At 43.8% G+C, this 21,049-nt stretch carries 28 protein-coding genes and 1 pseudogene; 18 read left to right on the top strand and 11 right to left on the bottom strand.

Features of this window, described 5'->3' with window-relative positions; genetic code table 11:
- Positions 1–4 precede the first annotated feature (4 nt).
- Both D479_RS13875 and D479_RS13870 read left to right on the top strand, forming a co-directional pair.
- Positions 5–262, top strand: coding sequence for an autorepressor SdpR family transcription factor (locus tag D479_RS13875; protein WP_039871524.1), 258 nt, complete (start codon positions 5–7; stop codon positions 260–262).
- Positions 263–275: 13 nt separating this feature from the next.
- Entirely contained in the window at positions 276–905 is a 630-nt protein-coding gene (locus D479_RS13870) for an SdpI family protein (protein ID WP_008638122.1), read from the top strand.
- A gap of 488 nt (positions 906–1,393) precedes the next feature.
- Here the strand turns inward: D479_RS13870 and D479_RS13865 are convergent, their stop codons facing one another.
- Positions 1,394–1,591, bottom strand: a complete 198-nt coding sequence (locus D479_RS13865; RefSeq protein ID WP_008638121.1) for a hypothetical protein — start codon at positions 1,589–1,591, stop codon at positions 1,394–1,396.
- Between the two features lie 149 nt (positions 1,592–1,740).
- On the opposite strand from D479_RS13865, the gene D479_RS20790 reads away from it, so the two are divergent.
- The 10 genes and pseudogenes from D479_RS20790 to D479_RS13820 all read left to right on the top strand — a co-directional run bounded on the left by D479_RS20790 (position 1,741) and on the right by D479_RS13820 (position 8,940).
- Positions 1,741–1,899 carry a hypothetical protein gene (locus tag D479_RS20790; protein ID WP_193743887.1) on the top strand — a complete coding sequence of 53 codons (159 nt, stop codon included), beginning with the start codon at positions 1,741–1,743 and terminating at the stop codon, positions 1,897–1,899.
- A 698-nt stretch (positions 1,900–2,597) separates the two neighbouring features.
- On the top strand, positions 2,598–2,945 hold the full coding sequence (locus D479_RS13860; protein ID WP_008638120.1) for a multidrug efflux SMR transporter: 348 nt from the start codon (positions 2,598–2,600) through the stop codon (positions 2,943–2,945).
- Between the two features lies 1 nt (position 2,946).
- Positions 2,947–3,261: an SMR family transporter gene (locus D479_RS13855; protein WP_008638119.1), complete on the top strand. Its 315-nt coding sequence runs from the start codon at positions 2,947–2,949 to the stop codon at positions 3,259–3,261.
- Between the two features lie 24 nt (positions 3,262–3,285).
- Complete coding sequence (locus D479_RS13850) at positions 3,286–3,567, top strand: monovalent cation/H+ antiporter complex subunit F (RefSeq protein ID WP_008638118.1); 282 nt, start codon at positions 3,286–3,288, stop codon at positions 3,565–3,567.
- Positions 3,568–3,633: 66 nt separating this feature from the next.
- Entirely contained in the window at positions 3,634–4,218 is a 585-nt protein-coding gene (locus D479_RS13845) for a TetR/AcrR family transcriptional regulator (protein WP_008638116.1), read from the top strand.
- 195 nt (positions 4,219–4,413) lie between these two features.
- Complete coding sequence (locus D479_RS13840; protein ID WP_008638115.1) at positions 4,414–4,758, top strand: helix-turn-helix transcriptional regulator; 345 nt, start codon at positions 4,414–4,416, stop codon at positions 4,756–4,758.
- A 1-nt stretch (position 4,759) separates the two neighbouring features.
- On the top strand, positions 4,760–5,971 hold the full coding sequence (locus D479_RS13835; RefSeq protein WP_008638114.1) for an FtsW/RodA/SpoVE family cell cycle protein: 1,212 nt from the start codon (positions 4,760–4,762) through the stop codon (positions 5,969–5,971).
- A gap of 850 nt (positions 5,972–6,821) precedes the next feature.
- Positions 6,822–7,208 (top strand): annotated as a pseudogene (locus tag D479_RS13830) (hypothetical protein); the annotation flags it as partial.
- Positions 7,209–7,393: 185 nt separating this feature from the next.
- Positions 7,394–8,179 carry a hypothetical protein gene (locus D479_RS13825; RefSeq protein ID WP_008638112.1) on the top strand — a complete coding sequence of 262 codons (786 nt, stop codon included), beginning with the start codon at positions 7,394–7,396 and terminating at the stop codon, positions 8,177–8,179.
- A 287-nt stretch (positions 8,180–8,466) separates the two neighbouring features.
- Positions 8,467–8,940, top strand: a complete 474-nt coding sequence (locus tag D479_RS13820; protein ID WP_008638111.1) for a glutathione peroxidase — start codon at positions 8,467–8,469, stop codon at positions 8,938–8,940.
- Between the two features lie 76 nt (positions 8,941–9,016).
- Here D479_RS13820 and D479_RS13815 read toward each other — a convergent pair whose 3' ends face one another.
- The 4 genes from D479_RS13815 to D479_RS13800 form a co-directional block, all read right to left on the bottom strand.
- Complete coding sequence (locus D479_RS13815; protein ID WP_152413395.1) at positions 9,017–9,682, bottom strand: hypothetical protein; 666 nt, start codon at positions 9,680–9,682, stop codon at positions 9,017–9,019.
- 156 nt (positions 9,683–9,838) lie between these two features.
- Complete coding sequence (locus D479_RS13810) at positions 9,839–10,351, bottom strand: DUF3189 family protein (RefSeq protein ID WP_008638109.1); 513 nt, start codon at positions 10,349–10,351, stop codon at positions 9,839–9,841.
- Between the two features lie 197 nt (positions 10,352–10,548).
- Positions 10,549–11,322 carry a polysaccharide deacetylase family protein gene (locus D479_RS13805; RefSeq protein ID WP_008638108.1) on the bottom strand — a complete coding sequence of 258 codons (774 nt, stop codon included), beginning with the start codon at positions 11,320–11,322 and terminating at the stop codon, positions 10,549–10,551.
- Between the two features lie 117 nt (positions 11,323–11,439).
- Positions 11,440–12,138 (bottom strand): hypothetical protein, encoded by a 699-nt coding sequence (locus D479_RS13800; RefSeq protein WP_008638107.1) that lies wholly within the window; start codon positions 12,136–12,138, stop codon positions 11,440–11,442.
- A gap of 112 nt (positions 12,139–12,250) precedes the next feature.
- Between D479_RS13800 and D479_RS13795 the strand changes: the two genes are divergently transcribed.
- Both D479_RS13795 and D479_RS20785 read left to right on the top strand, forming a co-directional pair.
- Positions 12,251–12,826, top strand: coding sequence for a TetR/AcrR family transcriptional regulator (locus D479_RS13795; RefSeq protein ID WP_008638106.1), 576 nt, complete (start codon positions 12,251–12,253; stop codon positions 12,824–12,826).
- Between the two features lie 103 nt (positions 12,827–12,929).
- Complete coding sequence (locus tag D479_RS20785; RefSeq protein ID WP_162129280.1) at positions 12,930–13,094, top strand: hypothetical protein; 165 nt, start codon at positions 12,930–12,932, stop codon at positions 13,092–13,094.
- Positions 13,095–13,161: 67 nt separating this feature from the next.
- Here the strand turns inward: D479_RS20785 and D479_RS13790 are convergent, their stop codons facing one another.
- Both D479_RS13790 and D479_RS13785 read right to left on the bottom strand, forming a co-directional pair.
- A complete protein-coding gene (locus D479_RS13790) occupies positions 13,162–13,926 on the bottom strand; it encodes a hypothetical protein (RefSeq protein ID WP_008638105.1) in 765 nt (254 codons plus the stop codon).
- On the bottom strand, positions 13,901–14,251 hold the full coding sequence (locus tag D479_RS13785) for a PadR family transcriptional regulator (protein WP_008638104.1): 351 nt from the start codon (positions 14,249–14,251) through the stop codon (positions 13,901–13,903). Before D479_RS13785 ends, D479_RS13790 begins: the two co-directional genes overlap by 26 nt.
- A 167-nt stretch (positions 14,252–14,418) precedes the next feature.
- Between D479_RS13785 and D479_RS13780 the strand changes: the two genes are divergently transcribed.
- Entirely contained in the window at positions 14,419–14,955 is a 537-nt protein-coding gene (locus D479_RS13780) for a hypothetical protein (protein ID WP_008638103.1), read from the top strand.
- A 50-nt stretch (positions 14,956–15,005) separates the two neighbouring features.
- Here the strand turns inward: D479_RS13780 and D479_RS13775 are convergent, their stop codons facing one another.
- Positions 15,006–16,313, bottom strand: coding sequence for a DUF2254 domain-containing protein (locus tag D479_RS13775; protein WP_008638102.1), 1,308 nt, complete (start codon positions 16,311–16,313; stop codon positions 15,006–15,008).
- A gap of 280 nt (positions 16,314–16,593) precedes the next feature.
- Here D479_RS13775 and D479_RS13770 point away from each other — a divergent pair, with 280 nt between their 5' ends.
- Together D479_RS13770 and D479_RS13765 are read left to right on the top strand one after the other, a co-directional pair.
- Complete coding sequence (locus D479_RS13770) at positions 16,594–16,860, top strand: hypothetical protein (RefSeq protein ID WP_008638101.1); 267 nt, start codon at positions 16,594–16,596, stop codon at positions 16,858–16,860.
- A gap of 215 nt (positions 16,861–17,075) precedes the next feature.
- The gene (locus tag D479_RS13765; RefSeq protein ID WP_008638100.1) at positions 17,076–17,405 is read left to right on the top strand and encodes a DUF4257 domain-containing protein; all 330 of its coding nucleotides are present in this window, start codon (positions 17,076–17,078) and stop codon (positions 17,403–17,405) included.
- Between the two features lie 27 nt (positions 17,406–17,432).
- Here the strand turns inward: D479_RS13765 and D479_RS13760 are convergent, their stop codons facing one another.
- Both D479_RS13760 and D479_RS13755 read right to left on the bottom strand, forming a co-directional pair.
- A complete protein-coding gene (locus tag D479_RS13760; protein ID WP_008638099.1) occupies positions 17,433–17,921 on the bottom strand; it encodes a DUF1187 family protein in 489 nt (162 codons plus the stop codon).
- Between the two features lie 386 nt (positions 17,922–18,307).
- Positions 18,308–19,171 (bottom strand): SDR family oxidoreductase, encoded by an 864-nt coding sequence (locus tag D479_RS13755; protein ID WP_008638095.1) that lies wholly within the window; start codon positions 19,169–19,171, stop codon positions 18,308–18,310.
- A gap of 199 nt (positions 19,172–19,370) precedes the next feature.
- Between D479_RS13755 and D479_RS13750 the strand changes: the two genes are divergently transcribed.
- Positions 19,371–20,843 (top strand): CoA-acylating methylmalonate-semialdehyde dehydrogenase, encoded by a 1,473-nt coding sequence (locus tag D479_RS13750; RefSeq protein ID WP_008638093.1) that lies wholly within the window; start codon positions 19,371–19,373, stop codon positions 20,841–20,843.
- Here the strand turns inward: D479_RS13750 and D479_RS20920 are convergent.
- Positions 20,796–21,049 (bottom strand): hypothetical protein (locus D479_RS20920; RefSeq protein ID WP_206536242.1); only part of this gene is annotated, 254 nt, incomplete at its 5' end. The two genes, D479_RS13750 and D479_RS20920, sit on opposite strands and share 48 nt — an antisense overlap.

The following is a 21,049-nucleotide window of genomic DNA, read 5'->3' as shown; positions in this document are numbered from 1 at the left end:
AATTATGAATGATGTATTTAAAGCTTTAGCAGATCCAACGAGAAGAGAGATATTAACTTTATTACAGAAAGAAGATTTAACAGCTGGTGAGATAAGCGAGAACTTCAACATGAGTAAACCTAGTATTTCGCACCATCTAGGCTTATTAAAAAACGCTGATTTGATTAGGAGCGAAAGAAAGGGGCAAAGGATTTATTATTCTTTAAACACTACGGTGTTTCAAGATATTGTGAATTGGGTTCTGAATTTTAAAAAAGCATAAGGAGTGGTCATTCATGAAGAAATTTTTTGTGCCAATAGCGGTGATTTTAGTGTCAATTGTAACAGGGATTATGGCTTATCCTAACATGACAAGTGAAGTTCCAATCCACTGGAATTCAGGTGAAGCTGATCTGTTTGTCTCAAAAGGCCTAGCAATTTTTGTGCTTCCTATATTAATGTTAGTTTCTGCTTTAACTATTTGGCTTACAGACAAATACCAAGGTAACATCGATAACAAAAAAAACATTTATAAGACTCATAATTTTTCTTTGGTCATTCTGTTTTTCATTCATCTAATGATTTTGTCATTTGGATTAAATGTAAATGTAGACAGTAATTTATATGTAGGAATCATTGTGGGGATTATTACAGTAGCTTTGGCTAATCCAATGCAGAAAACCCGACCTAACGCTGTGTATGGCTTAAGACTCCCTTGGACATTGAATGATGAAAATGTTTGGAGAAAGTCTAATCGGTTCTCTGGGGAATTATTATTCTTTGTCGGTTTATTAATCATTGGGATGTCTATTGTTTATCCTGAATTTACAACAAATGTTATTCTACTACTATTAGTTGGTGCACTTGTAATATCGGTGATTGTTTCGTTTGGAATCTATAAAAAAGTGAATAACTCTAAGGCTTAATCGGTCGCGATACTAATTTATATTTAGAAACCCCTAGCCTTTGTAAGCTAGGGTTTTTGTTTTCCTTTAAAGCTTAATTTGCTGATTCAACCATGTCTACAACAAGGTCTTCTCTGGAACTATCTGATTCAGCAGAATCTAGTCCAGGACCGACAGCTACTACTTCAAGAAGACTCGTGTTGGGCTTTTTTCTAGCTCTTGCGAGAGGATCAGAGCGCAGGTGAGGATAAACAAACCTGCTTAGCTGTCGCTGCTTCTTTTGAGGAGCATTCCAATCATCCACTTGCTGAGAACCGAAGAATAAATGCTCAATCCAATTGCAGTGAAGGTGTGTGCAAAATAGGATGAATAGCCATCATGAACTGAGCGTAGCAGGAAAATAGAAATATATCTCAATTAAAAAAATTTGGCCTATTAAAAACACGGGCCAGATTTTTATCTACTATTAATAATTGTTATATTGTTAAATTGTATGGTGTTATAAGTTATCATTTATTTCTTCTAAGAAGCAAAACTGCTTTTATAAGTATAAATGTAAGCCAAAGGAAACAAACCCCTAGAGCTGAAGCTTCCAAAAGAGATATATCCTTAAAACTAACCTTTGGTATAAATAGTGCAGCCACTACAACGCCTAATAAATCTGTCGCATTCATTTTAATTTTATTTCTTACTCTAATGCTCTCCATTTTACACATCCTCTATAGGTTAATGTAGTTGTATTTATATCGGATGCAATTTATGATTGTTTATTTTTCATACTTACTTAAACAACTATCTTTACTGAATTAGTTAGGCAAATAATGATAAAATGAAAATTTATGAAAGTGGTGAACCTATGACTTTTTGGACTTGGATAGCAATAGCCATTGTATTAATAGGTGGTGTAATTGCTGCTAATGGTGGAAAGAAAAAGACCGAGAGAAAAAATGTTGTCGCACTTCTTTGGTTTGTTTTAGCAGTCATATTATTTTTTATTTGGTGGTTTACTCGATAACTGTATATATTGAGTGACTCCTAAGTAATATGGGGGAAAATTATTATTATGGGATTTTTTTCTTATTTAAAAGACAACAATAATCTTTTACATAGCCTTTTTACAAAAAGACTAATCATATAATTAAGAAACTCGATTAATCTTGCAGCTGAAAATGGAGCGAAATTTCATTAATATTTTCCAAAGTAGCTCTCATCAATGGTGATATTGCACTTAAAGGAAAGAAAACATAGGTCGCCAGATTGTTGCCCAAATTGATCAAAACACTTAAATTAGTCATACACAGACCATACAGTATCTTTTTGATGCCAGTCATTATAGGGTTTATCATTAACGTATCATAACTGTTCCTATTCAGTTGTCTACTTTGACAGGGTGGAGGTCGTTGGTTCGAGCCCAATCGGAATCATCTTACAAAGTGCTGGAATGGCGCAGTTTCTCAAGAGGAGAGGCTGTGTCATTTTTATTTATTTCAGGTGTTGTGGACCAAAGCAAAAAAATATAGATGGGAAACAAAAAAGAGAGGCGCTATGTTTGGGCAGCGAGTCTCTTTTTTTATTTCATTTAGATGTTTTAGCCTCTTTAGCTGTAGGAAAAGAACCGGTACTTTTTTAAGTATTGATACTTGAAAGTGGAGGATATTTATCATAAAATCTAACTAACGTTCGTTAGATTTTTATTATAGGAGGATTTTAATAATGGCATGGTTCTATCTTGTTTTAGCTGGTCTGAGTGAAATAGGTTGGGCATTCGGATTGAAACTGTCAGAAGGTTTCACGAACATCCTTTACGTCATCCCGACAGTCATCTTAATCATTTTCAGTTTTTGGTGTTTCTCCAAATCGCTGTCCGTTTTACCGGTATCAACAGCGTATGCGATCTTCACAGGTATAGGAGCATTTGGTACGGGGGTATTGGGGATGTTGTTCCTCGAGGACAGCGTGAGCGTGTTGAAAGTATTGTTACTGGTAGTATTAATCAGCTGCATCATCGGTCTTAAGTTAGTTGGAGAACAACCGGAAGAAGAAGCGGAAAGGAGCGTTTAATATGAGTTGGTTTATTTTGATTATGGCAGGGTTGATGGAAGTTGGGGGCGTAATCTTCCTGAAATTATCGGAGGGGTTTTCCAAACTCAAGCCGACCTTGATTTTTATAGTTTTCATGGCATCCAGTTTTCTTTTACTATCCTTATCCTTAAAGTCCATCCCAATAAGCGTCGGCTATGGGATATGGACTGGTGTGGGAGCTGCCGGCAGTGTCCTTTTAGGAATGTTCCTCTTTCATGAACAAAAAAATCCAAAAAAGATTGCACTCGTTATTGGTGTCATCTCCTGCATTGTAGGATTAAAATTTGTTTCTTAATTCATGGAGGAAGGGGGAGGGACATTGACAGATATCCTTATTTTCACAGTGGATCTATGCATCATCACGGTTGCCATCTCTATTTTAATATTAGTGATTCGTGCGATGAAAGGACCGTCGGAAGCTGATAAATCGGTAGCATTGGACGCTATTGGTATAAACATGATGGCGATGACCGGCCTTTTGGCCATTAAATTGTCTACTACCTGGCTGAGCGATGTCCTTTTACTGATAGGGATTTTGCTTTTTGTAGGAACAGTGGCTACAGCTAAGATTATCGAGAAACGAAATATTATTGAAAAATAAAGGAACTTATGACATAGTGAACTCTGATGAACGCTTGAAGTGCGTGTATGAAAAGGAGTTGTAAGCATGTCAAAAGGGGAAGAGACGAAGAAAAGAATACTTGATAATGCTTTAGTCACCTTTGCGGATAAAGGATATGAGCAAACCTCACTGAAGGACATTGCAGTAAAGTCGAATATAAAGGCGCCGTCCATATACGCTTATTTCTCCAGCAAGGACCATTTGTTTGAAGAAGTTGTTGAGTTAACGATGGCTAAGTATGTCGCATTCATTTCGGAGCAGTATCAGGAACTGTCCTCTTATGATATGGAAAAAAAGCTGTATCACCTGCTGATCGATCTGAATAAGTATTTCTATAATAATAGTATCGGGCTGTTTGTAAGAAGGTTCTTTATTATTCCTCCCGAACCATTCAAAGAGTTGATAAATAGTAAGTATTTGGAGATGGAGCATGCAATTAAGCACCTTCTTCATACCATTTTCAAAGAAGAAGATGGGAACGATACATTCGTAGATTTTGAAGTGATACTCACTTCCTATTTGTGTATATTGGATGGAACGTTAATCTATTTGATGAATTTCCCTTATGACGTGTATAGGAAACGGTTGGATGATTCCTGGGGTACTTTCTGGAATGGGATACAAAAATAAAGGACGACCTGCTTCAGCTCCAATCGGTCAAGAGAACAGGAATAAAATATAGTCCAAACCGTGGAATCGAGGCGCTTCTTTTAAAGACGTCTCGATTTTTATTTGTCATCTTATTGACAAACGCTTGAGGACGGCATATCCTTATACCTAGATAAACTATGCATAGTAATTCTAGGTATGAGGAGTGATGGACAAATGAAGGTCAACAAGGAGTTATTGAAAGGCAGCACCTCCATCCTCATCCTCAGCCTGCTCAATAACAGGCCCATGTACGGGTATGAATTGATCAGGGTGATGGAAGAGAAGTCGAACGGGGTATTTAGTCTGAAAGAAGGGACACTTTACCCACTGCTGCATTCCCTTGAAAAAAATGAAGTAATCGAGTCGTATTGGGGGCAGGGGGATACCGGGAGAAAGAGAAAGTATTATCGATTAACCGCAGAAGGCAGAGTGTTTATGGAAGAGAAACGAGAAGAGTGGTCTACGTTTAAAGTGGCGGTAGACGATATATTAGCGTGGGAAAGGATGGCATGGGAATAACATGGAAAATCCGATAACAGCGTACATAGATAAGGTTTGCCGGCGAATTAAGAATAAGAGTCTCCATCAAGAGATTAAGCTGGAAATAGAAGATCATTTGATGGAGCTTAAAGAGAATGCTCTGCGTAATGGATGTTCAGAAGAGGAAGCGTTGGATCAAGCCTTTTCTCAAATGGGTGACCCGGATGAAATAGGAAAGCAGCTTCATAGAACCCATCGAAGAAAAGTGGAGATGACCATCATTCTGCCCGTATTTATCACTTCGATCGTCGGCTTGCTTTCCATGTATTTCATTCAATCCTATACTCCTGATGGAATGATCGGGTCTATATTTACCAACAGCTTAATTTATTATTTGGCGGGTGCGGCGCTTCTGGCAGTATTCTACTGCCTTGATTATTCGCGTATCCTGCGCTGTTCTTCCTACATCTATGCAGGTGCCATTTTGATACTCCTGCTCAGTTTATTTATCGGCGTCCGGGCAGGGGGAGCTCCTTATTTGGATATAGGTATAGCTATGCTCGACGTTTCCGGTATAAGTGCTTTAATTGTCGGAGTAGCTCTAGCAGGCATCTTTGAGTCTTGGAATTGGAAGAAGCCTGCTGATGGAGTGATCGGCATAGGAATACTTGTCCTTCCGGTTGTACTGTTGGCAATGATGGGAGTTGTCTCGTACACCCTTTGTTTGTTGATCTGCTTAGTAGTCATGACAGCGTCCGGAGCCGGTTTTAGGCAGGTGACCGGTTTTGTTACAGCTTCAGCAGCTGTTCCCGTCTTCCTCTTTGCATTTGACTTTGCTCCATTTTCCTACTTTGCACCGGAGGCTGTACGAAACAGCGTTGAAATATCCAGCCTTTTGAGTTCGGCCGGGTGGTTCGGAGCAGGTTTCTCTATGAACGCAGGCACTCTTTCTGAAGTTCATACGGACTATATTTTCGTATACGTCATCCATTCTTTTGGTTGGCTGGCTGGAATAAGCCTGCTGTTCCTCATCAGCTTATTCGTCCTTCGGATGATTTATATGTGGAAACAAGTGAAACCTGGGCAGGGGAAGTTAGCAGCGTTAGTGATTGCTGTGGTTATTTCTTTGCACTTTACCATCAGCATCCTGACGAACATGGCTGTCCTTCCGTCCCTGGGAATTGCACTTCCGTTTATGAGCTTCGGTGGTTCTTCCATCCTCATTGATATGGGGCAGTCGGACTGTTCTTAAATATCTGCCACAGAGGATATGAGGAAACATCAGTAGGAACAGAAGTCCCTGCATGAAGGAAAGGTGACCGCTTTTACAGCTGGTCACCTTTTTGTATGTGAAAGTGAAGTGTGGTATTTTATGTAAAATGTGATAAGATAAAGTCGGCATGTAGTTCCAAATGGAGCGGACAGCACAAGTTTGGAAAATGCAGATTTGGGAGTCGGTAGAAGAAACTAAGTTTCCCGCTGGTATCCAGACGGAGTTCCGGTTTATTCTACTTAATTTGTATCTGAAGGAAGGGTAACGAATGAAAAAAAGAATCATTGTTTTAACAGCCTGTATGATGACAGGCCTCGTCCTGTCCGGCTGCTCCGGGGAGGAAGGACAGAACGACGATCAAGCATCGGATGATAACGTCGAGGAAACGGTCGCTGCAGAAGAATCATCGTCCGATCCGAAAGAAGATGGGGAGGAAAATTCGTCTTCGTCGACAGAAGAGGCACATGCGGAAGAAGCGGCAAGTGATTCATCTTCCAACTCTATCGATACATATTTGCAGGAGAACTACAAAGTTGATCAGGCACATTATGAAACAGATGTCTGGGAGAGTGATTCCGGTGTGACGAATCTTACCGTCAACCTGATGCCGGACACAGAAGCATATAGTCAGGAAATGGACAAGAAATTTCAGAACGGTCAGTCAGAAGTGGAGGAAGACATAGAAAGTCTCTTCGATGTGGCAGCCCGGATCATGAAGGAACTTCCGGAAGAGAAAGGACGGGTCGATTCGGTTAATTGGGTATCCTATGACGGGGAATCCACCGTTACTCTGATCCAGGATTACGAGCATAGTGAAAAGCCGGCCGGCGACGATGCCCTGTCGAAGTATTCGGATGAGCAGATCGAGTATGCACGGGTTTGGCTCCAGCTCGGTCCGAATCAGGATATTGATGAATTGAACGTCCGAACCATTCCTGCGGGAGAGAAGCTGAATCCTGATGACGAAACCAGTGCTGTTTACCCCGAGGACGTCATCCAGTTGGCAGGCTCCCGTTTGGTGGATGGATCGGTCACGTATAGTGGAAATGGGGACGGCACCGTCAATGTGTATAATGTTCCGCTGCGCTGGGATGGGAAATATCCGGCAGGGAAAGCTTTCTACAATGAAATCATAGAATCCACTAAGCTCGTCCCGGTTGAAACCGCTGAGGATGAGGAAGTCATCCGACTGATTCAACTGCAGAAAATTCAATAAAGGAATGAGATATAAGCTCTTGTTAGCTCTTTTTCATTGTTAATGAATCAGAGGTTCTAACAAGAGTTTTTTTAATTCCAATAAACACATGATTTTTACATATAATTACAATAAAGTTAAAAATTATGTTTTTGTTCCCCGCCGGAGGGTAAGTAGTCCTTAATACAGGTGAGGAGGAGTTATTATTGAAAAGTATCCTTCGGTCAGTGTCCTTGATCGTATGCGCTGTGCTGTTTTTCAGTGGAACTTTTGTGTTCTTTCAGGAAGGAAAAGGGAACAGAGTCATATATGCGTCAGAAAAAACGACGTCTATACCCAATGAAATCATTGAAAAAGCAGATCCTTACATTACCATCACACGATCAAATGGAGAGAAACAGGAGGCTGGGACAGCGGATGATTGCGCAGGGGATAATGACCCGGATTGCCCGTACTTACCTGGTGATGGAAGAGAGATCCCTAACCCTGGTGACAAGCAATATATAATAGAGGATGGAACAAAGCCGGTGTACTATCAATACAAAATTGATTTAATCGGTTTAATAGAAGAAGTCGGTTCGGAACAAGCGATGGATATTTGGAGAGTTGTCCTGGATCGAAATTCCGCCATGAAAAACGTTGATTTTAGAGACGGCACCTATCTTGCGGATACAAAGAGTGTGAAGGTTGCGGCGGTTACTCCTGTGACGGATGGCTTTTCTGCCCAGGATGTCGAATTTGGTGAGAATGACATTGAATTTCATTGGTGGGGAGCAGAATTGTCATTAACAGGGGACATGGTAGGGTATTTAATCGGCCTTGGAGTGGGAGCGGCAGGTTTAGCTTTAGGCCAATTCTTCCCTGGCATCTGGGTAGCTGTCGGAACGTTTGCAGCGGAATCTATAGTTGGTTTGATTTTAACGCTGAATACGCCTGACCCAGTCATCATCACTTATCAATGGGGAGGACAGCCGGTAGTCGAAACACCATAGGAGGGATGCTTTATCAGCAAGGCAGCTATCACGTCGTTAGTTATTGCAGGTTGGGTTATTTTATACTCTCTGCTGTATTTTTTAGTAGCGGAACCCTTGGTAAAGTATCCGTTAATTGGATTAAGCCTGTTGGCGGCTTTCTTCATCCAGAAGAAATTGACGGAGAAATATGCTGATTCAGGAAAAGGAAGATCGTAGCTCTGCTTCTGGCAGGGCTCTTTTTATGAAGCAAAATAGAAGGTGGAAAGCCGGCAGTATTGTATGATAGATACAGGAGGTGGAGGAGAATGTCTGTCTACGAATATGTAGTCCAGGATAAAAGCGGGGGAGAAGTCAGCCTCGGTGATTATGAAGGTAACGTGCTGTTGATTGTCAACACGGCGACGAAGTGCGGCCTTGCAAACCAGTTCGAGGGGTTGGAGGCACTTCATCAGAAATACGAATCGGAAGGGCTGCGCGTGCTCGGCTTCCCTTGTAATCAATTCATGAATCAGGAGCCGGTTTCAGATGAAAACATGGCACAGGAATGTAAAATCAACTTTGGCGTTACGTTTCCGCTTTTCAAGAAGATCCAAGTGAACGGGAAAGATGCTGACCCGTTATATAAGTACCTGAAGACGGAGCAGAAGGGTCTGCTTGGAAGTGATATTAAGTGGAACTTCACCAAGTTCCTTGTCGATCGTAAAGGGAATGTCGTGAAACGGTTTGCTCCGAAGACAAAACCTGAGCAAATCGAACAGGATATTCAAGAGCTCCTTTAAAGGGAAAAGCCTTCTTTTCGAGGAAGGCTTTTTATTTTGCGCGAATCCCGGATGGAAAATCCGCGATTCCTCTTTTTCACCCTTTTCCTTCCTCGACAGCCTGCTTAATTAGATCAAGCGGGTGTGCTTCCTTTGACTTCTTCTCATACACGACTTTTCCATCCTGCCACTGGATGAGTGTCTGCTTGGAATCGGCAAATCCGTTGATCTTGATGACACCTCTATCCTCCGGGGCCGGGAGGTAGTGGTCCTCTAAATAGTCCACGATATCAGCTGCGAGTTTCTCATTGTCCGGATAGACAGCATTAGCGTATTGATCATCCAGGGGGAAATCCGTTTCGATCAACCAATTCCCTTCGTTCCAAAGAATGTGTTCATGGCCGGCACCGGCGTCTCTCGAAGCTTTAATGCCGTGGCCGAGTTCCATATTCGTCTGTTCGATCTTCCGATAGTCTTTGATGTAAGCGGCAGCTTGTCTTTCTGAGTCAAAAGATTTTTTTGTGAAAGGACGTGTGTCCTCTCCTTCTGCCGTTTTCTCCGCTTCTGATGAAGAAGCGGTTTCTTTATCTGTCTCTTCGTTCGCTTCATCAGACGCATTCGTCTTATCCTTTACATCGGTTTCCTGTGCCTGCTCTGTTGCTGACGGATCGTCTTCATCGGTTGTTTCGGCATTGGAACTGCAAGCTGCCATGGTTACGGCCATCCCTAAGAAAAGCACAGCCATATAATTTTTTACTTTCATGTAAGATTCCACCTTTATTATGGTATACATTTCTCTTCCTCCTCCTCTGCGTGGTTAAACAGGTAATCAACAGGAAAACATTAGTTCCTAATCAGCGGTAATAGAATGTTCCTGCCAATTGAACAAAAAAAGAAGCTGTTTTTACACGTTTTTTTCTTATATGTAAAAGTCATCATTTTCCAGCACAATGATCGGTTCGTCCGAATCCTTTTCTGCTGTTTTGATCGTATGCTCGACAAGTTGTTCAATCAGTGGGTGACACTTTTGAGCCCCTTTAATGAGCAGGGGAACGCCAAATGTATCGATACCAAGGCCTCTCGATAATCCTCCACCTATCGACATCACAAAAGGGACGGTAGGGGAAGTGTTGCTGAAGACGATGCGGTCTTCAATATCGAACATTTGGAAGAAGATCTGGCAGAGGTCGCTCAGCGCAGGCACGACTAGATTCTGGGATTTTCGTCCGATGGTGTAGACGTCATGGCCCTTTGAATCCTGTCCATGGAAAAGCAGTCTGCCTGCGTCTTTTTTTGTCAATTTGTTGAAGAACGGAATCTCTAAAATGTCTTGTTTATCGAGGATCTGCCCCTTTTGTAAGTAACCGAGATGATAGGCTGCTGCAATCGACGTGGTATGTGTCCCACCGTAATCGTTGTATATATAAATCATAAGGATGCCTCTTTTCCGTCATAATACTATTATCGTGAACCTGGACTCTTTAAATATTCGTATAAGGGCGTAGAGGAGAAATTTCTATTATTCATACTAATGTCCAGGACGCAGTAGGTGCTGTTCCGTCCATTTTAATTGGAGTATAAGAAAAAAGACAAACTCATCCACACGGAGTTTGTCTTCAGGAAGAGGAGTCAGTTCCATGTTTCCTCTACATTCAATTCCTTCAGATATTGGTAACGCGGGTCCATGCGCATCAGCTCGGAAACCGTCACCAGCTGATATCCGCGCTTCTTCAATTCCGGAAGAATTTTCTTTAAAGCCTGGACGGTCTGAGATCTGTCCCCACCGCCGTCATGAAATAGGATGATGTCCCCGTTCTGCACTTTCGTCAGAACGTTAGCGACGATTTTACCCGCCCCCGGCTGCTTCCAGTCATAGGTGTCCTGGTGCCAGGACCAGAGGACGAAGGTATAGCCTTCTTCGTTGACAGCATTAATGATCCGCGTGTCATAATATCCTCCCGGCGGCCGGAATAACGTCGTCGATGTGTTGGTGATTCCTTCGATGACGTCATTCGTCCGGTTCAAATCTTCTTTAATTTCTGTCGTACTCATCCTTGGTATGTTTCCATGACTGTACGTATGGTTGGCAATTTCATGGCCGGCCAAAGCGGTCTGCCGGATGACCTCAGGATTTTCTTCTGCTCTCGACCCCATTACAAAGAATGTCGCTTTTGCATCATATTTGGCAAGCAGATCCAAGATTTCAGGTGTATAGGTTTCGCTTGGGCCGTCATCAAAGGTAATGGCAACACTCTTGGAGGGGTTAGGCACTTCCCAGACAGCAGACCCTTGATTTTCGTAAAAAGAGCGTGGACGTTTCAACTCGGATGCGTGACTGTACGTAGTGCTGATACACGCGAATAGTAAGACCAGTACCGCAATCCAGTTACTAATATTTTTCATTTATGATCACCCATTCACCCTTTGGGAAACGTATAGGCTTAATGTGAGCTTTTCGGGCCGCGATTATTCCGGGACGTCCCATACATTTTTCCCGGTTGAAACCGCGACCTGGAATGTTCACAAGGAAGCGGCTTTATCCAACGTTTTTTTCTTCGTCGGCGTGTATTTCCGCGTGAAGTAAGCGATGAGCGGGGTGAAGATCATAGTCGGCAGCAGCCAAAGCAGGAAATTGCCTTGGTCAAGATTCAAAAGCCTTGGTGCACCAAAGACCGTAAAAGCGGTGATGGTGGAGATGGAGCAAGAGAGCATGCCGACTAAATGTTCAATAATCCAGCTGCGTTTATGGCGCATCGGACGAAGCCAATACGCAAGCTGGCTCCCACCAAGGAACAAGCCGATCATAGGAAAATAACTGATTAACCCATTCCCGATTGCAAATCCATAGGCCATGCAGCAGACGGCTCCGAACAGCAGGGAAAAGGACGCTGCAAGATCAAGGGGATGACGGTGGACGGCTTCTTTCTTTTTGAAGCGCAAAACGCGGATCCCGTAATAGGCAGTCGTTGCACTTAACAACGAAATGAAAAGCAGGAACGTGGAAAATGCCATTCGTTCGGGGGATGTATCCGGCTGGAAGAATATTCGGATGACGGCAAGGGAGGCTGCTGAAATGCTGACGATGGTCATGGCGATGACAAACAGCCATCCGAAGCGGTTGTGGACTTTTCCGCCTTTCTTCGTGAACAAAGGGATCCAAAGCAGCAATAACGCACTGAAACCGGCAGCAATATGAAGGAATAAAAAGAATGGAAACATAGGATGACCTTCTTTCTTTTATTATAATATCAGTTTACATACCGACCGTCGGTTTGTAAAGGTATTTTACAAACCATTGGTCGGTTTTGTATGATGGAGGAGAGGTGAAGGTATGAAAGCTCAACAAACGTGGGAAAAGCTGCTTGATGAAACGGAGCGTTTAATAAAAGAAAAAGGCTGTCAAAAGACGACACTGAAGGATATCATGGAACGAACCGGGCTGACGAAGGGCGGCATTTATCATTATGTGGAAAGTAAAAACGAGCTGTTCGCTCAATTGATGAGCAGGGGGCTGAGATCAGCAAACGAGCGCTTTTATGAGGCGGCTGGAGATAAGGAACGTCCGGAACTCGATTCTCCTTTAAGACAGACACTCGACACATTCCACTTCGATGAAGAGGACGTAAGTAAGGAGATATTTCTGTATTTGATCAGTCAACGCCACGATTCCAAGGTAGCGGAGTTGCTGCAGGAGCACCATCAATCTGCCTTTCAGCAGTCGAAACAGTGGATTGAATTCGGCAAGGAACACGGTGTAATCGGTCCACATGTGGATGCGGAAAAAGTTTCAGAGCTGTTCCTTTTGATCGGTTATGGGATGAATATGTATCACGCGGTGTCCAAGGAACCGGTCGCTATGAAGCAGGAGGAGCTTTTTCATTACATGAAACGTCTGCTGGCACCGTGATCGTTGCTCCAGGGAGCAGTAATGGCCTCAATAGACAGTGGTCGGTCGTATATTAGGGGTTTTCACACGATGAAGAAGTTTTGATAAGGTGAGGTTTATAAAAATGAATCCAATTATTTTAGTAACCATTGTGGTGTTTTTCATTATATCTTACAAATTCATCCAATTACATCGGAACAAAGAAGTCTCCAAGCATAACAAGATTCTGGGGTGGTGGCTGTACAGCCTCAGCATCATCGGTTTAATGGGAGTGAATGTACTACTTTAACAAAGGTCTTCCGGCAGCTCAAAGACAACCGTACACCGTCGATTCTCGGCAGCATGCAAAGAGCGCCTCATCCATGATGGGCGCTTTTGTTATTGTCTTTTTTGTTCATCAGGAAGAGGAGCACGGCCATACCACCAAAGATGAGCACCGATTCTACAATTAACGAAGTTTCTTCCCCTATGCTCAACCAAGGGACAACCAATCGAGGAAGAAAAAGAATGGCCGGGATGGCGATGAAAAGCCACGTTTTCATCCATATTGCCGCACCGATAAAAAATAGAATCGGGACGATCGTTGCTGTGAAAACAGCGGTGTCATTCAAGGCAATGGATGGGGAAGCGACTGAACGATCCAGAAAGATAAGGCCTATGAACATAGCTATCGGAATGATGCCGAGGGCACCGCACACAGAATATTCCCCTACTTTTCCCCATGAACGGGAGGCAAGAGCACGGAAGCCTGCAGCGACCATGAATAAGAAAGCCACCGAAAGTGCCGGATAACCGATGAGTTCAATCATCGAGTAGGATCGCTTTCCGTCGATCATGTCGCCCAACACATAATAGGCCATCCCTCCGACCACGATGAGGGGGATGTAGCGGGCCATTGCCTTGAAGTCGATTTCCATTTCTCCGGACAATTGCTCCATATAGGCTTTTGGAGACTGGCCGATAATATCTTTAACATTCTTCCCCTGCTTCTCTGCTTCGGATAAATGATCGTACAGTTCCTCAACAATCGCCTCTGTTTCTGTTTCATTTTTTCCGCTTGAAATCAGGTAGAGCCTGAGGTTTTCTAGAAACCGACTACTTTCCTTCGACAGATTTTCCATTTTGTTCCTCCTTGATCAGTTGGTTTACACCCATGGAAATCGTATGCCACCGTTCCGTGAATGCGGCAAGCTCTTGTCTGCCTTCCTCTGTGATGGTGTAATATTTCCGTTTTGGTCCCCCGGAGGGAAGTTTCTTCTGGTGTGTTTCCACTAATCCCTGCTTTTTCATTCGCAGCAACAGTGGGTAAATGCTTCCTTCTTTCACCATAGAGAAACCGTAACGGTCCAGTTTTTCAATCATTTCGTATCCGTATGTTTCTCCTTTATTAATGATGGCGAGGAGGCATCCCTCCAGAATTCCTTTCAATATCTGGCTAGATGACAACCCTTTTCCTCCTTTCACTATATTGTTTAACAAGATAGTGGGGTGTAAGAATGCCTTGCTATCTTGCATTACAAGGTAATTGGAATATACCATGATTATCCAACCTGTGCAAGCACACTTTTTCTTTTTGTAAGAATAATATACAGGGAAGAGAGGAGGCGGCGGTGATGGAGGGATGGACAGATGTTTCCTTCCTTGCGACGTTTCTAGGAATTGTCGTTTCCGGAGCAGTAGCCATTTATATTATGCGGAGTCAATTCCGATACGATATTGCTGTCAGGAAAAAAGAGGAAATAGAGAGTTATTGGAAAGTTCATGCTGTGCTGAGCGGTCAGTTGCAAAGAGCGATCGACGGTTTTCAATTTTATGAAGATGCCGAAGTCAAAGATGAAGAAATGCTGCAACAGTCACTCACGCGTGTCCTGGACTCACTCGGTGGATTGGATATGGATGGCGTGGAGTACAACGGCCAAAGGATACACAGATCGATCATTAGAGAAGTTGCGTTCTTAATTGATCTGGATAATTCCCCTTTTATGGAGGTCGTTGACGTGGACCCGGGGATCTATGAGGATTACAAGTATATGTATCTGCGGCAGGTCATGGGAAGATTGACGAGAATTCAGAGGCAGCTTCTTCGCTTTCATGAAGAGCAGCACAACAGATACAAAAAGCTGAAGAAGTGGACGAAACGGTTTGAATAGCTTTAGGAAGAGAAGGACGCCTGATCAGAGGATCAGACGTCCGTTTTGGATCAGCTGTTCATCGAACAAGCCTGCTTCACTTTATCCACCTGTTTGGAATAATAAGCATAATCCAGTTCATTTTCATCTATTTCGATCGCTTTCTGCATATACTCGGTAAATCTCCAGACGTCTTCCTTGACTGCATTTCCGTTGACAAGAGCGACTTTATATAAGGCTTCAAGCACTCCGTTCATGACGGAAATATCGTGACTGCCGTAAATGCGGATCTGGTAAAAGCTTTTGTACAAGTATTCTTCGAAGTGACGCGGCTCCATGATAAGGCGGAGTTCATCGTCTGCGTCAATGAAATACCGGTAAGGCTTAAATTCCCTGCCTAATTCGGAAAGGAGAGATCCGATCCGGTTGATACAGTTGATAGCCGTATGAGGGTCGTTGATACTCGGAGAAATAGCCTTCACCGATATTTCAACCAGCTTCTCGATCGAAAACTCCAAATCCTGACTGTCGACACGTTCGTTGCCGATCAACAGATATTCGGTGCACTTCTGATCATTGTCGACTTCATGCCTGGACCATAATTTAAAGAGAGGCATGCCTTCCTGGATGTAATCCCCGATTTGGAAAGTTGCTTCTATTACGGAATCTTCTCTCTTCGCCCATTTGATCAAAGGGCCGATCTGAATATATTGAATGTACCCTGTCACTTTGGAATTTATAAAGAATGGTTCTCCTGCGCGGATGGAATGCAGTGCATCTTCCGACCATTCCCCGCTTTGCTTATAGGATTTGTCCTGGTATGTTTTCCTGATCAATCCGGACGTCCTGTCCCTGATTTCGCTGATCAGGTTGTTCACCTGCACGAAGCGGGAGGAGTGATGGATGAACAAAATAAAAAAGGCAAGACAGAAGATGGACACGACGACCGTGAAGAAAGGACTTGCCATCAATTTTTTCTTATCTTCGGTCAAAAGTAATAAGTTCAGCAATGCGAAAATGAATCCGAATGAATAGACACCGAGGACATGCTGGGTGAAGCGGTTTTTCATGAAGTCCTGCAGCGTCCGCGGTGAAAATTGTGTCGTGTAGGTGGTGAGTACGACCATGATGGTGGAAAAGCTGATCGTCGTCATCGTTAAAATAGCTGTGATGAGCGCACTGTACAGAGAACTCGCTATATCCTGATTCGTCAAGACGATATTCGGTACGAAGTCTTGAATGATCGGAAGCAGATAAAAGTCCGCAATTGTCATAAGGATAACGGAGATAATGGAAAATATGCCGTAGATCATCGGCAGAAACCAGAAACTGTCCCGTACGTTGACGCGCATCCTGGTGGAATTCGGCGTTTTTTGCATGCAGCATCCCCGCTTTCATTATGTAGTATACAATTTTATGTTTTCCCTTATTTAAGGATGGTTACTCTAAAAGCGTGTGAAATATCTTCAATTTTTTTCTTGGATTGAACCCTTGGTAAATAAGCAGTTAAAGGATATTAACATTTAATAGGGGATTTTTGAACTAGTTATCTCCGCTTTTTTTGGTTATTCTGTAAACAAGTCGTTTTATAAAAAGAGAGATGGTATAGGGGTCAATGTTCAAAAAAAGGATAAGGTGGAGGTGTCCTTTATTTTTCAAATGAATGAATTGCAAAAACAGACGTATGACAGATTGGTGGAACGTTTAAAGGAAGCTGATTCGATGGAAGAGGTACGTGCTTATTACCGGGAAATCCAGTCGCTTTTGGATGCTGTACACACGCAGGCCACTGTACTGCAGTTGGAAGAGAAGGAAGAGTTCCTCCGTCTCCGAACAAAAATGGTCGAAGCATCGACGAAAGAAGAAGTTCTTTATTACGAGGAAGAGCTCCATGCTTATATATCCAAACGGCTTTCTATCCCATAAAATAGTAAGAAATGCAAAAATATCCAAAATATTGTTTATTTTCTGAAAAAAGACATGTATACTAGACATATCATGTTCATTATAATGCTATAGCTTGCCTTTCGTTGTGTGGAAGTGTTGATAGAGGCGGTGATCGGCGGATGATTAGTGCATATGGAAATATGTTTCTATTATCTGTCTGTCACCGCTTTTTTAAGTCCAGGGGGGGACGATGAATGCACACACTCGTCATAGCAGGTCTGGTAGGAGGGCTTACCGGTGTTATTGCTCATTTGATGAGAAATGGAAAGGTTTTGGTGTACCCAAAGAAGAGGGCTCGGCCGAGAGGAATCTATTTAGGTTTTCTGGCAGACTTCCTGATCGGTGCCGCTGCCGCGGTATTTGCTGTGACTTATCTTATACCTGAACCGGACGTACTCCGAAGTCTGATCGGAGTTTCGATTTTGGCAGGAATGACGGCAGAGAACGTTTTGCTTCGCAGGGAATTGAATACAGAAAGAGCGAAAGTGGAGGGATTGGACCGCATCAATCAGCGTTTGAGGTGATCGATGATGTTCCCAATCCCTTCTTTTTTAATCGATCAACACGTTGAAATTATCTCCTTCTATATCCGAAGGGGAGCATTTGAAAATGTGAGCATAGATCGTTTTCATTTCTTCGAACAATTCGTGTGATCTAAGGAGTCTGTAATAGTCATCCGGATGATGATGCATACACCGCAGTTTCTCAAGCTTAAGGTCGATCTTGTAAGAATAATAAAGTTCAGAGTCGCGGAGAAATGGTTTTTCGACTGGTTTCTGTTCATCCTTCGTTAAGGGGGACTTGCTGTATATATGTATTTTCTTAGGTGTTTCCCCGTCGTCTTCCAAGTCCTCTGATACCTTGTAGAAAGTTGTGTATTCCGGCTCTTTTCGATTGTCAATGTACCCTGTTCGAAAGCTGAACTCGACGGCACCGAATTGGCCCTTTACGAATGCGCAGGCGAGGTAGGAGCGATTTTCCGCTGCACCTCTGGCAATCGCTTCTTCATTGCTGAAACAGTGACAATAACTATTAACCATGGCCGACACCATCCTTAATCTAACAATTATGTAATAGATTTTGTCTATTATAACACGGAGCGGATGGAATGGAATAAAAAAGAAGCTGATTGAAAGCTTTCTATCAGCTTCTTGAACAAGTACTTTCATAGGGAGCGAGCGGGCTCCGGGGTCTAACCTGTGCCGCAGTTCCCACAGGAGTCTGCTCTATTCCCCTCCATCCTTAATTATAAAAGTCTATTTTTTGTTTTATTTCTTTTATCTACAGGGGTTGGTTCGCACGTTTAATGGACGGAAGTTTTTTATCTCTACCGTCCATAGCTTAGGGTTTACCAACAGCCTGAAGAAGCTCTTTTAGCGTTCCTATCTAGACATGGCGCTTCCTGCCGGGCTTCCGGTAAGCCTCCTTATCCGTTCACAGGGACACCGCCGTTGATGTGGAGCATCTGACCGGTGACGTAACTGGAATCTTCGCTTGCTAAATATACATAACCCGGCGCAAGTTCATACGGCTGTCCCGGGCGTCCCATTGGATTATCCGACCCGAATTCAGCCGTTTGCTTCTTATCAAAGCTGGCAGGAATGAGCGGGGTCCATATCGGACCGGGTGCGATCCCGTTGACGCGGATTCCTTTACCAACAAGGGACTTGGCCAGGGAACGGGTGAAGGTGGTGATGGCTCCTTTTGTTGCGGAATAGTCGATCAGTTGTTCATTTCCTTGATATGCTGTCACGGAAGAAGTGTTGATGATGCTGCTTCCTTTCTTCATGTGAGGAAGGACCGCCTTCGCCATATAAAAGTAAGAAAAGAAGTTGACCCGGAACGTTTTTTCCATCTGTTCGTTGGTTATGGCAGTCAGGTCACCTTGGGGAAACTGCATGGCCGCATTGTTTACAAGGACATCGATGCGTCCGAGCGCCTTCTTCGCCTGTTCCACCGCCGATTCACAGAAATCTGCTCTGCCGACATCCCCGTTGATGCAGACACATTTTCGTCCTTCTGCTTCAATAAGCTGCTTCGTAAACGCGGCATCCTCATGCTCATCCAGATAAAGGATGGCAATATCTGCACCTTCTTTAGCGAAGTACAGACTGACAGACCTCCCGATACCGCTGTCCCCTCCTGTGATCAGGGCTGTTTTTCCTGATAATTTACCGCTCCCTTTGTACTTTTTGTCCACATAAACAGGTAACGGCTTCATCTCACTTTCCAGCCCCGGCTGGCGTTCCTGGTGCTGTTCCGGCTGGATTGCTTTCTTCTGATTCGTCATCGATAATCCTCCTCCATCCATTTTTTATTAGAATATCCAGTGGATTCCCTGATATCCCGAAAGCGTAGAGAATTTCGTGGGAATTCGTCACACTGTTAATTTCCATCGGTATCCATTTGACACTTCGTCCATTGATGTTAAAATTTTCAGAATTTATAATAAGAGAAGAGCATCAGAATCTATCCATAGAGGTGATCGAATGGAAACGACTTTCTCGAAATCAAATCAAGTGACCATCCAGAACTTTATCGACGGCGAGTGGGTAGCAGCGGAAAATGGAAAAGTGGAAGAAGTCCCTAACCCGGCTACAGGAGAAATCATCGCTCAGGTTCCGATTTCTTCCAAGGAGGACGTAGACAAAGCCGTCCAATCAGCACGGAAGGCCTTCCAAAGCTGGAAGAAGGTTCCTGTGCCAAAAAGGGCCCGCATTATGTTCAAATACCAACAGCTCCTTATTGAAAATCGCGAGGAATTGGCGAAGGCTCTGACTCAGGAGAATGGGAAAACGTTGAAAGATGCAACCGGGGAAGTGCAGCGCGGCATCGAATGTGTCGAATTTGCGGCCGGTGCACCGAGCCTGATGATGGGGGATGTGCTGCCGGACATCGCAGAGGGCATTGACTCGGGGATGTACCGCTACCCGGTCGGGGTCGTCGGCGGGATCACACCGTTCAACTTCCCGATGATGGTACCGTTATGGATGTTCCCCCTTGCTCTTGTATGTGGAAATACGTTTGTATTGAAACCGTCGGAGCGGACGCCGATCCTTGCGAAAATGCTCGTCGAGCTCATCCATGAAGCAGGACTTCCGAAAGGGGTGCTCAATATCGTTAATGGTGCGCATGACGTCGTCAACGGTCTGCTTGAGCATGAGGAAGTCGACGCTATTTCCTTCGTCGGGTCCCAGCCTGTTGCTGAGTATGTGTACCGTACAGCCGCCGATCACGGTAAGCGTGTTCAGGCTCTTGCCGGTGCGAAGAACCATTCCATCGTTCTTCCTGACTGTAACCTGGAAAAATCCGTGGAAGGAATCATCAACGCCGCTTTCGGCAGTGCAGGCGAACGCTGTATGGCTTGCTCCGTCGTCGTTGCGGTCGGAGATGTCGCTGATGGTCTCGTCCAAAAACTGAAAGAGGCGGCGGATGCATTGAATGTCGGAAACGGCCTGGAAGAAGAGACGAGCCTTGGTCCGCTCATCAGGGAAACGCACAGGGAGAGGGTGCTCGGCTATATTGAAGCAGGGGAGGCTGACAATGCGAAGCTCGTCCGTGACGGCAGAGTCGAGCTTAGAGAGCATGAATCGGGCTACTTCCTCGGTGCGACTATTTTCGATCACGTCTCGAAGGATATGAAAATATGGAAAGATGAAATTTTCGCTCCTGTCCTCAGCATCGTCCGTGTAGATACATTGGAGCAAGCAATCGAAACGGCCAATCAATCCGAATTCGCCAATGGCGCCGTTATTTATACATCCAGCGGGAAGGCTGTCCAGCAGTTCCGGGAAGACATGGACGCCGGGATGCTTGGGGTCAATGTGAATGTACCTGCCCCGATGGCTTTCTTCCCATTCTCCGGGAACAAGAAATCATTTTATGGAGATCTTCATGCAAACGGGAAGGACGGCTTAAACTTCTACACCAAACGTAAAATGCTGACACAGCGCTGGTTCTAATACAAAAACGGAAATCCGGGAGGGTTTCCGTTTCTCTCTATCTTTATCATCAAACTTCTCGGTCCCCCCTTCTTTCCATATAGTTAAATCCCATCTTTTTACAAAATATACAACTCTACCTGACAAACTTTTTACACTATGTATAATGGAAATTCTTTTCATATCGTGTAAAGTAATTACAAAATACTGAAAATTCAATACTTTTT

This window comes from Halobacillus sp. BAB-2008 (genome assembly GCF_000328325.1).
In the GTDB taxonomy this organism is placed as follows: Bacteria; Bacillota; Bacilli; order Bacillales; family Halobacillaceae; genus Halobacillus.
Note: the sequence above shows the minus strand (reverse complement) of the source record. Positions and strands in the feature narration are given on the sequence as shown.

Coding starts and splice junctions, on each gene's coding strand:
- D479_RS13755 (WP_008638095.1), bottom strand. CDS start 19,171: ATGACGAATCAGAAGAAAGCAATCCAGCCGGAACAGCACCAGGAACGC.
- D479_RS13855 (WP_008638119.1), top strand. CDS start 2,947: ATGAGTTGGTTTATTTTGATTATGGCAGGGTTGATGGAAGTTGGGGGC.
- D479_RS13765 (WP_008638100.1), top strand. CDS start 17,076: ATGCACACACTCGTCATAGCAGGTCTGGTAGGAGGGCTTACCGGTGTT.
- D479_RS13860 (WP_008638120.1), top strand. CDS start 2,598: ATGGCATGGTTCTATCTTGTTTTAGCTGGTCTGAGTGAAATAGGTTGG.
- D479_RS13815 (WP_152413395.1), bottom strand. CDS start 9,682: ATGAAAGTAAAAAATTATATGGCTGTGCTTTTCTTAGGGATGGCCGTA.
- D479_RS13835 (WP_008638114.1), top strand. CDS start 4,760: ATGGAAAATCCGATAACAGCGTACATAGATAAGGTTTGCCGGCGAATT.
- D479_RS13840 (WP_008638115.1), top strand. CDS start 4,414: ATGAAGGTCAACAAGGAGTTATTGAAAGGCAGCACCTCCATCCTCATC.
- D479_RS13810 (WP_008638109.1), bottom strand. CDS start 10,351: ATGATTTATATATACAACGATTACGGTGGGACACATACCACGTCGATT.
- D479_RS13770 (WP_008638101.1), top strand. CDS start 16,594: ATGAATGAATTGCAAAAACAGACGTATGACAGATTGGTGGAACGTTTA.
- D479_RS13790 (WP_008638105.1), bottom strand. CDS start 13,926: ATGGAAAATCTGTCGAAGGAAAGTAGTCGGTTTCTAGAAAACCTCAGG.
- D479_RS13865 (WP_008638121.1), bottom strand. CDS start 1,591: ATGGAGAGCATTAGAGTAAGAAATAAAATTAAAATGAATGCGACAGAT.
- D479_RS13845 (WP_008638116.1), top strand. CDS start 3,634: ATGTCAAAAGGGGAAGAGACGAAGAAAAGAATACTTGATAATGCTTTA.
- D479_RS13795 (WP_008638106.1), top strand. CDS start 12,251: ATGAAAGCTCAACAAACGTGGGAAAAGCTGCTTGATGAAACGGAGCGT.
- D479_RS13780 (WP_008638103.1), top strand. CDS start 14,419: ATGGAGGGATGGACAGATGTTTCCTTCCTTGCGACGTTTCTAGGAATT.
- D479_RS13820 (WP_008638111.1), top strand. CDS start 8,467: ATGTCTGTCTACGAATATGTAGTCCAGGATAAAAGCGGGGGAGAAGTC.
- D479_RS13800 (WP_008638107.1), bottom strand. CDS start 12,138: ATGTTTCCATTCTTTTTATTCCTTCATATTGCTGCCGGTTTCAGTGCG.
- D479_RS13775 (WP_008638102.1), bottom strand. CDS start 16,313: ATGCAAAAAACGCCGAATTCCACCAGGATGCGCGTCAACGTACGGGAC.
- D479_RS13875 (WP_039871524.1), top strand. CDS start 5: ATGAATGATGTATTTAAAGCTTTAGCAGATCCAACGAGAAGAGAGATA.
- D479_RS20785 (WP_162129280.1), top strand. CDS start 12,930: ATGAATCCAATTATTTTAGTAACCATTGTGGTGTTTTTCATTATATCT.
- D479_RS13870 (WP_008638122.1), top strand. CDS start 276: ATGAAGAAATTTTTTGTGCCAATAGCGGTGATTTTAGTGTCAATTGTA.
- D479_RS13760 (WP_008638099.1), bottom strand. CDS start 17,921: ATGGTTAATAGTTATTGTCACTGTTTCAGCAATGAAGAAGCGATTGCC.
- D479_RS13750 (WP_008638093.1), top strand. CDS start 19,371: ATGGAAACGACTTTCTCGAAATCAAATCAAGTGACCATCCAGAACTTT.
- D479_RS20790 (WP_193743887.1), top strand. CDS start 1,741: ATGACTTTTTGGACTTGGATAGCAATAGCCATTGTATTAATAGGTGGT.
- D479_RS13805 (WP_008638108.1), bottom strand. CDS start 11,322: ATGAAAAATATTAGTAACTGGATTGCGGTACTGGTCTTACTATTCGCG.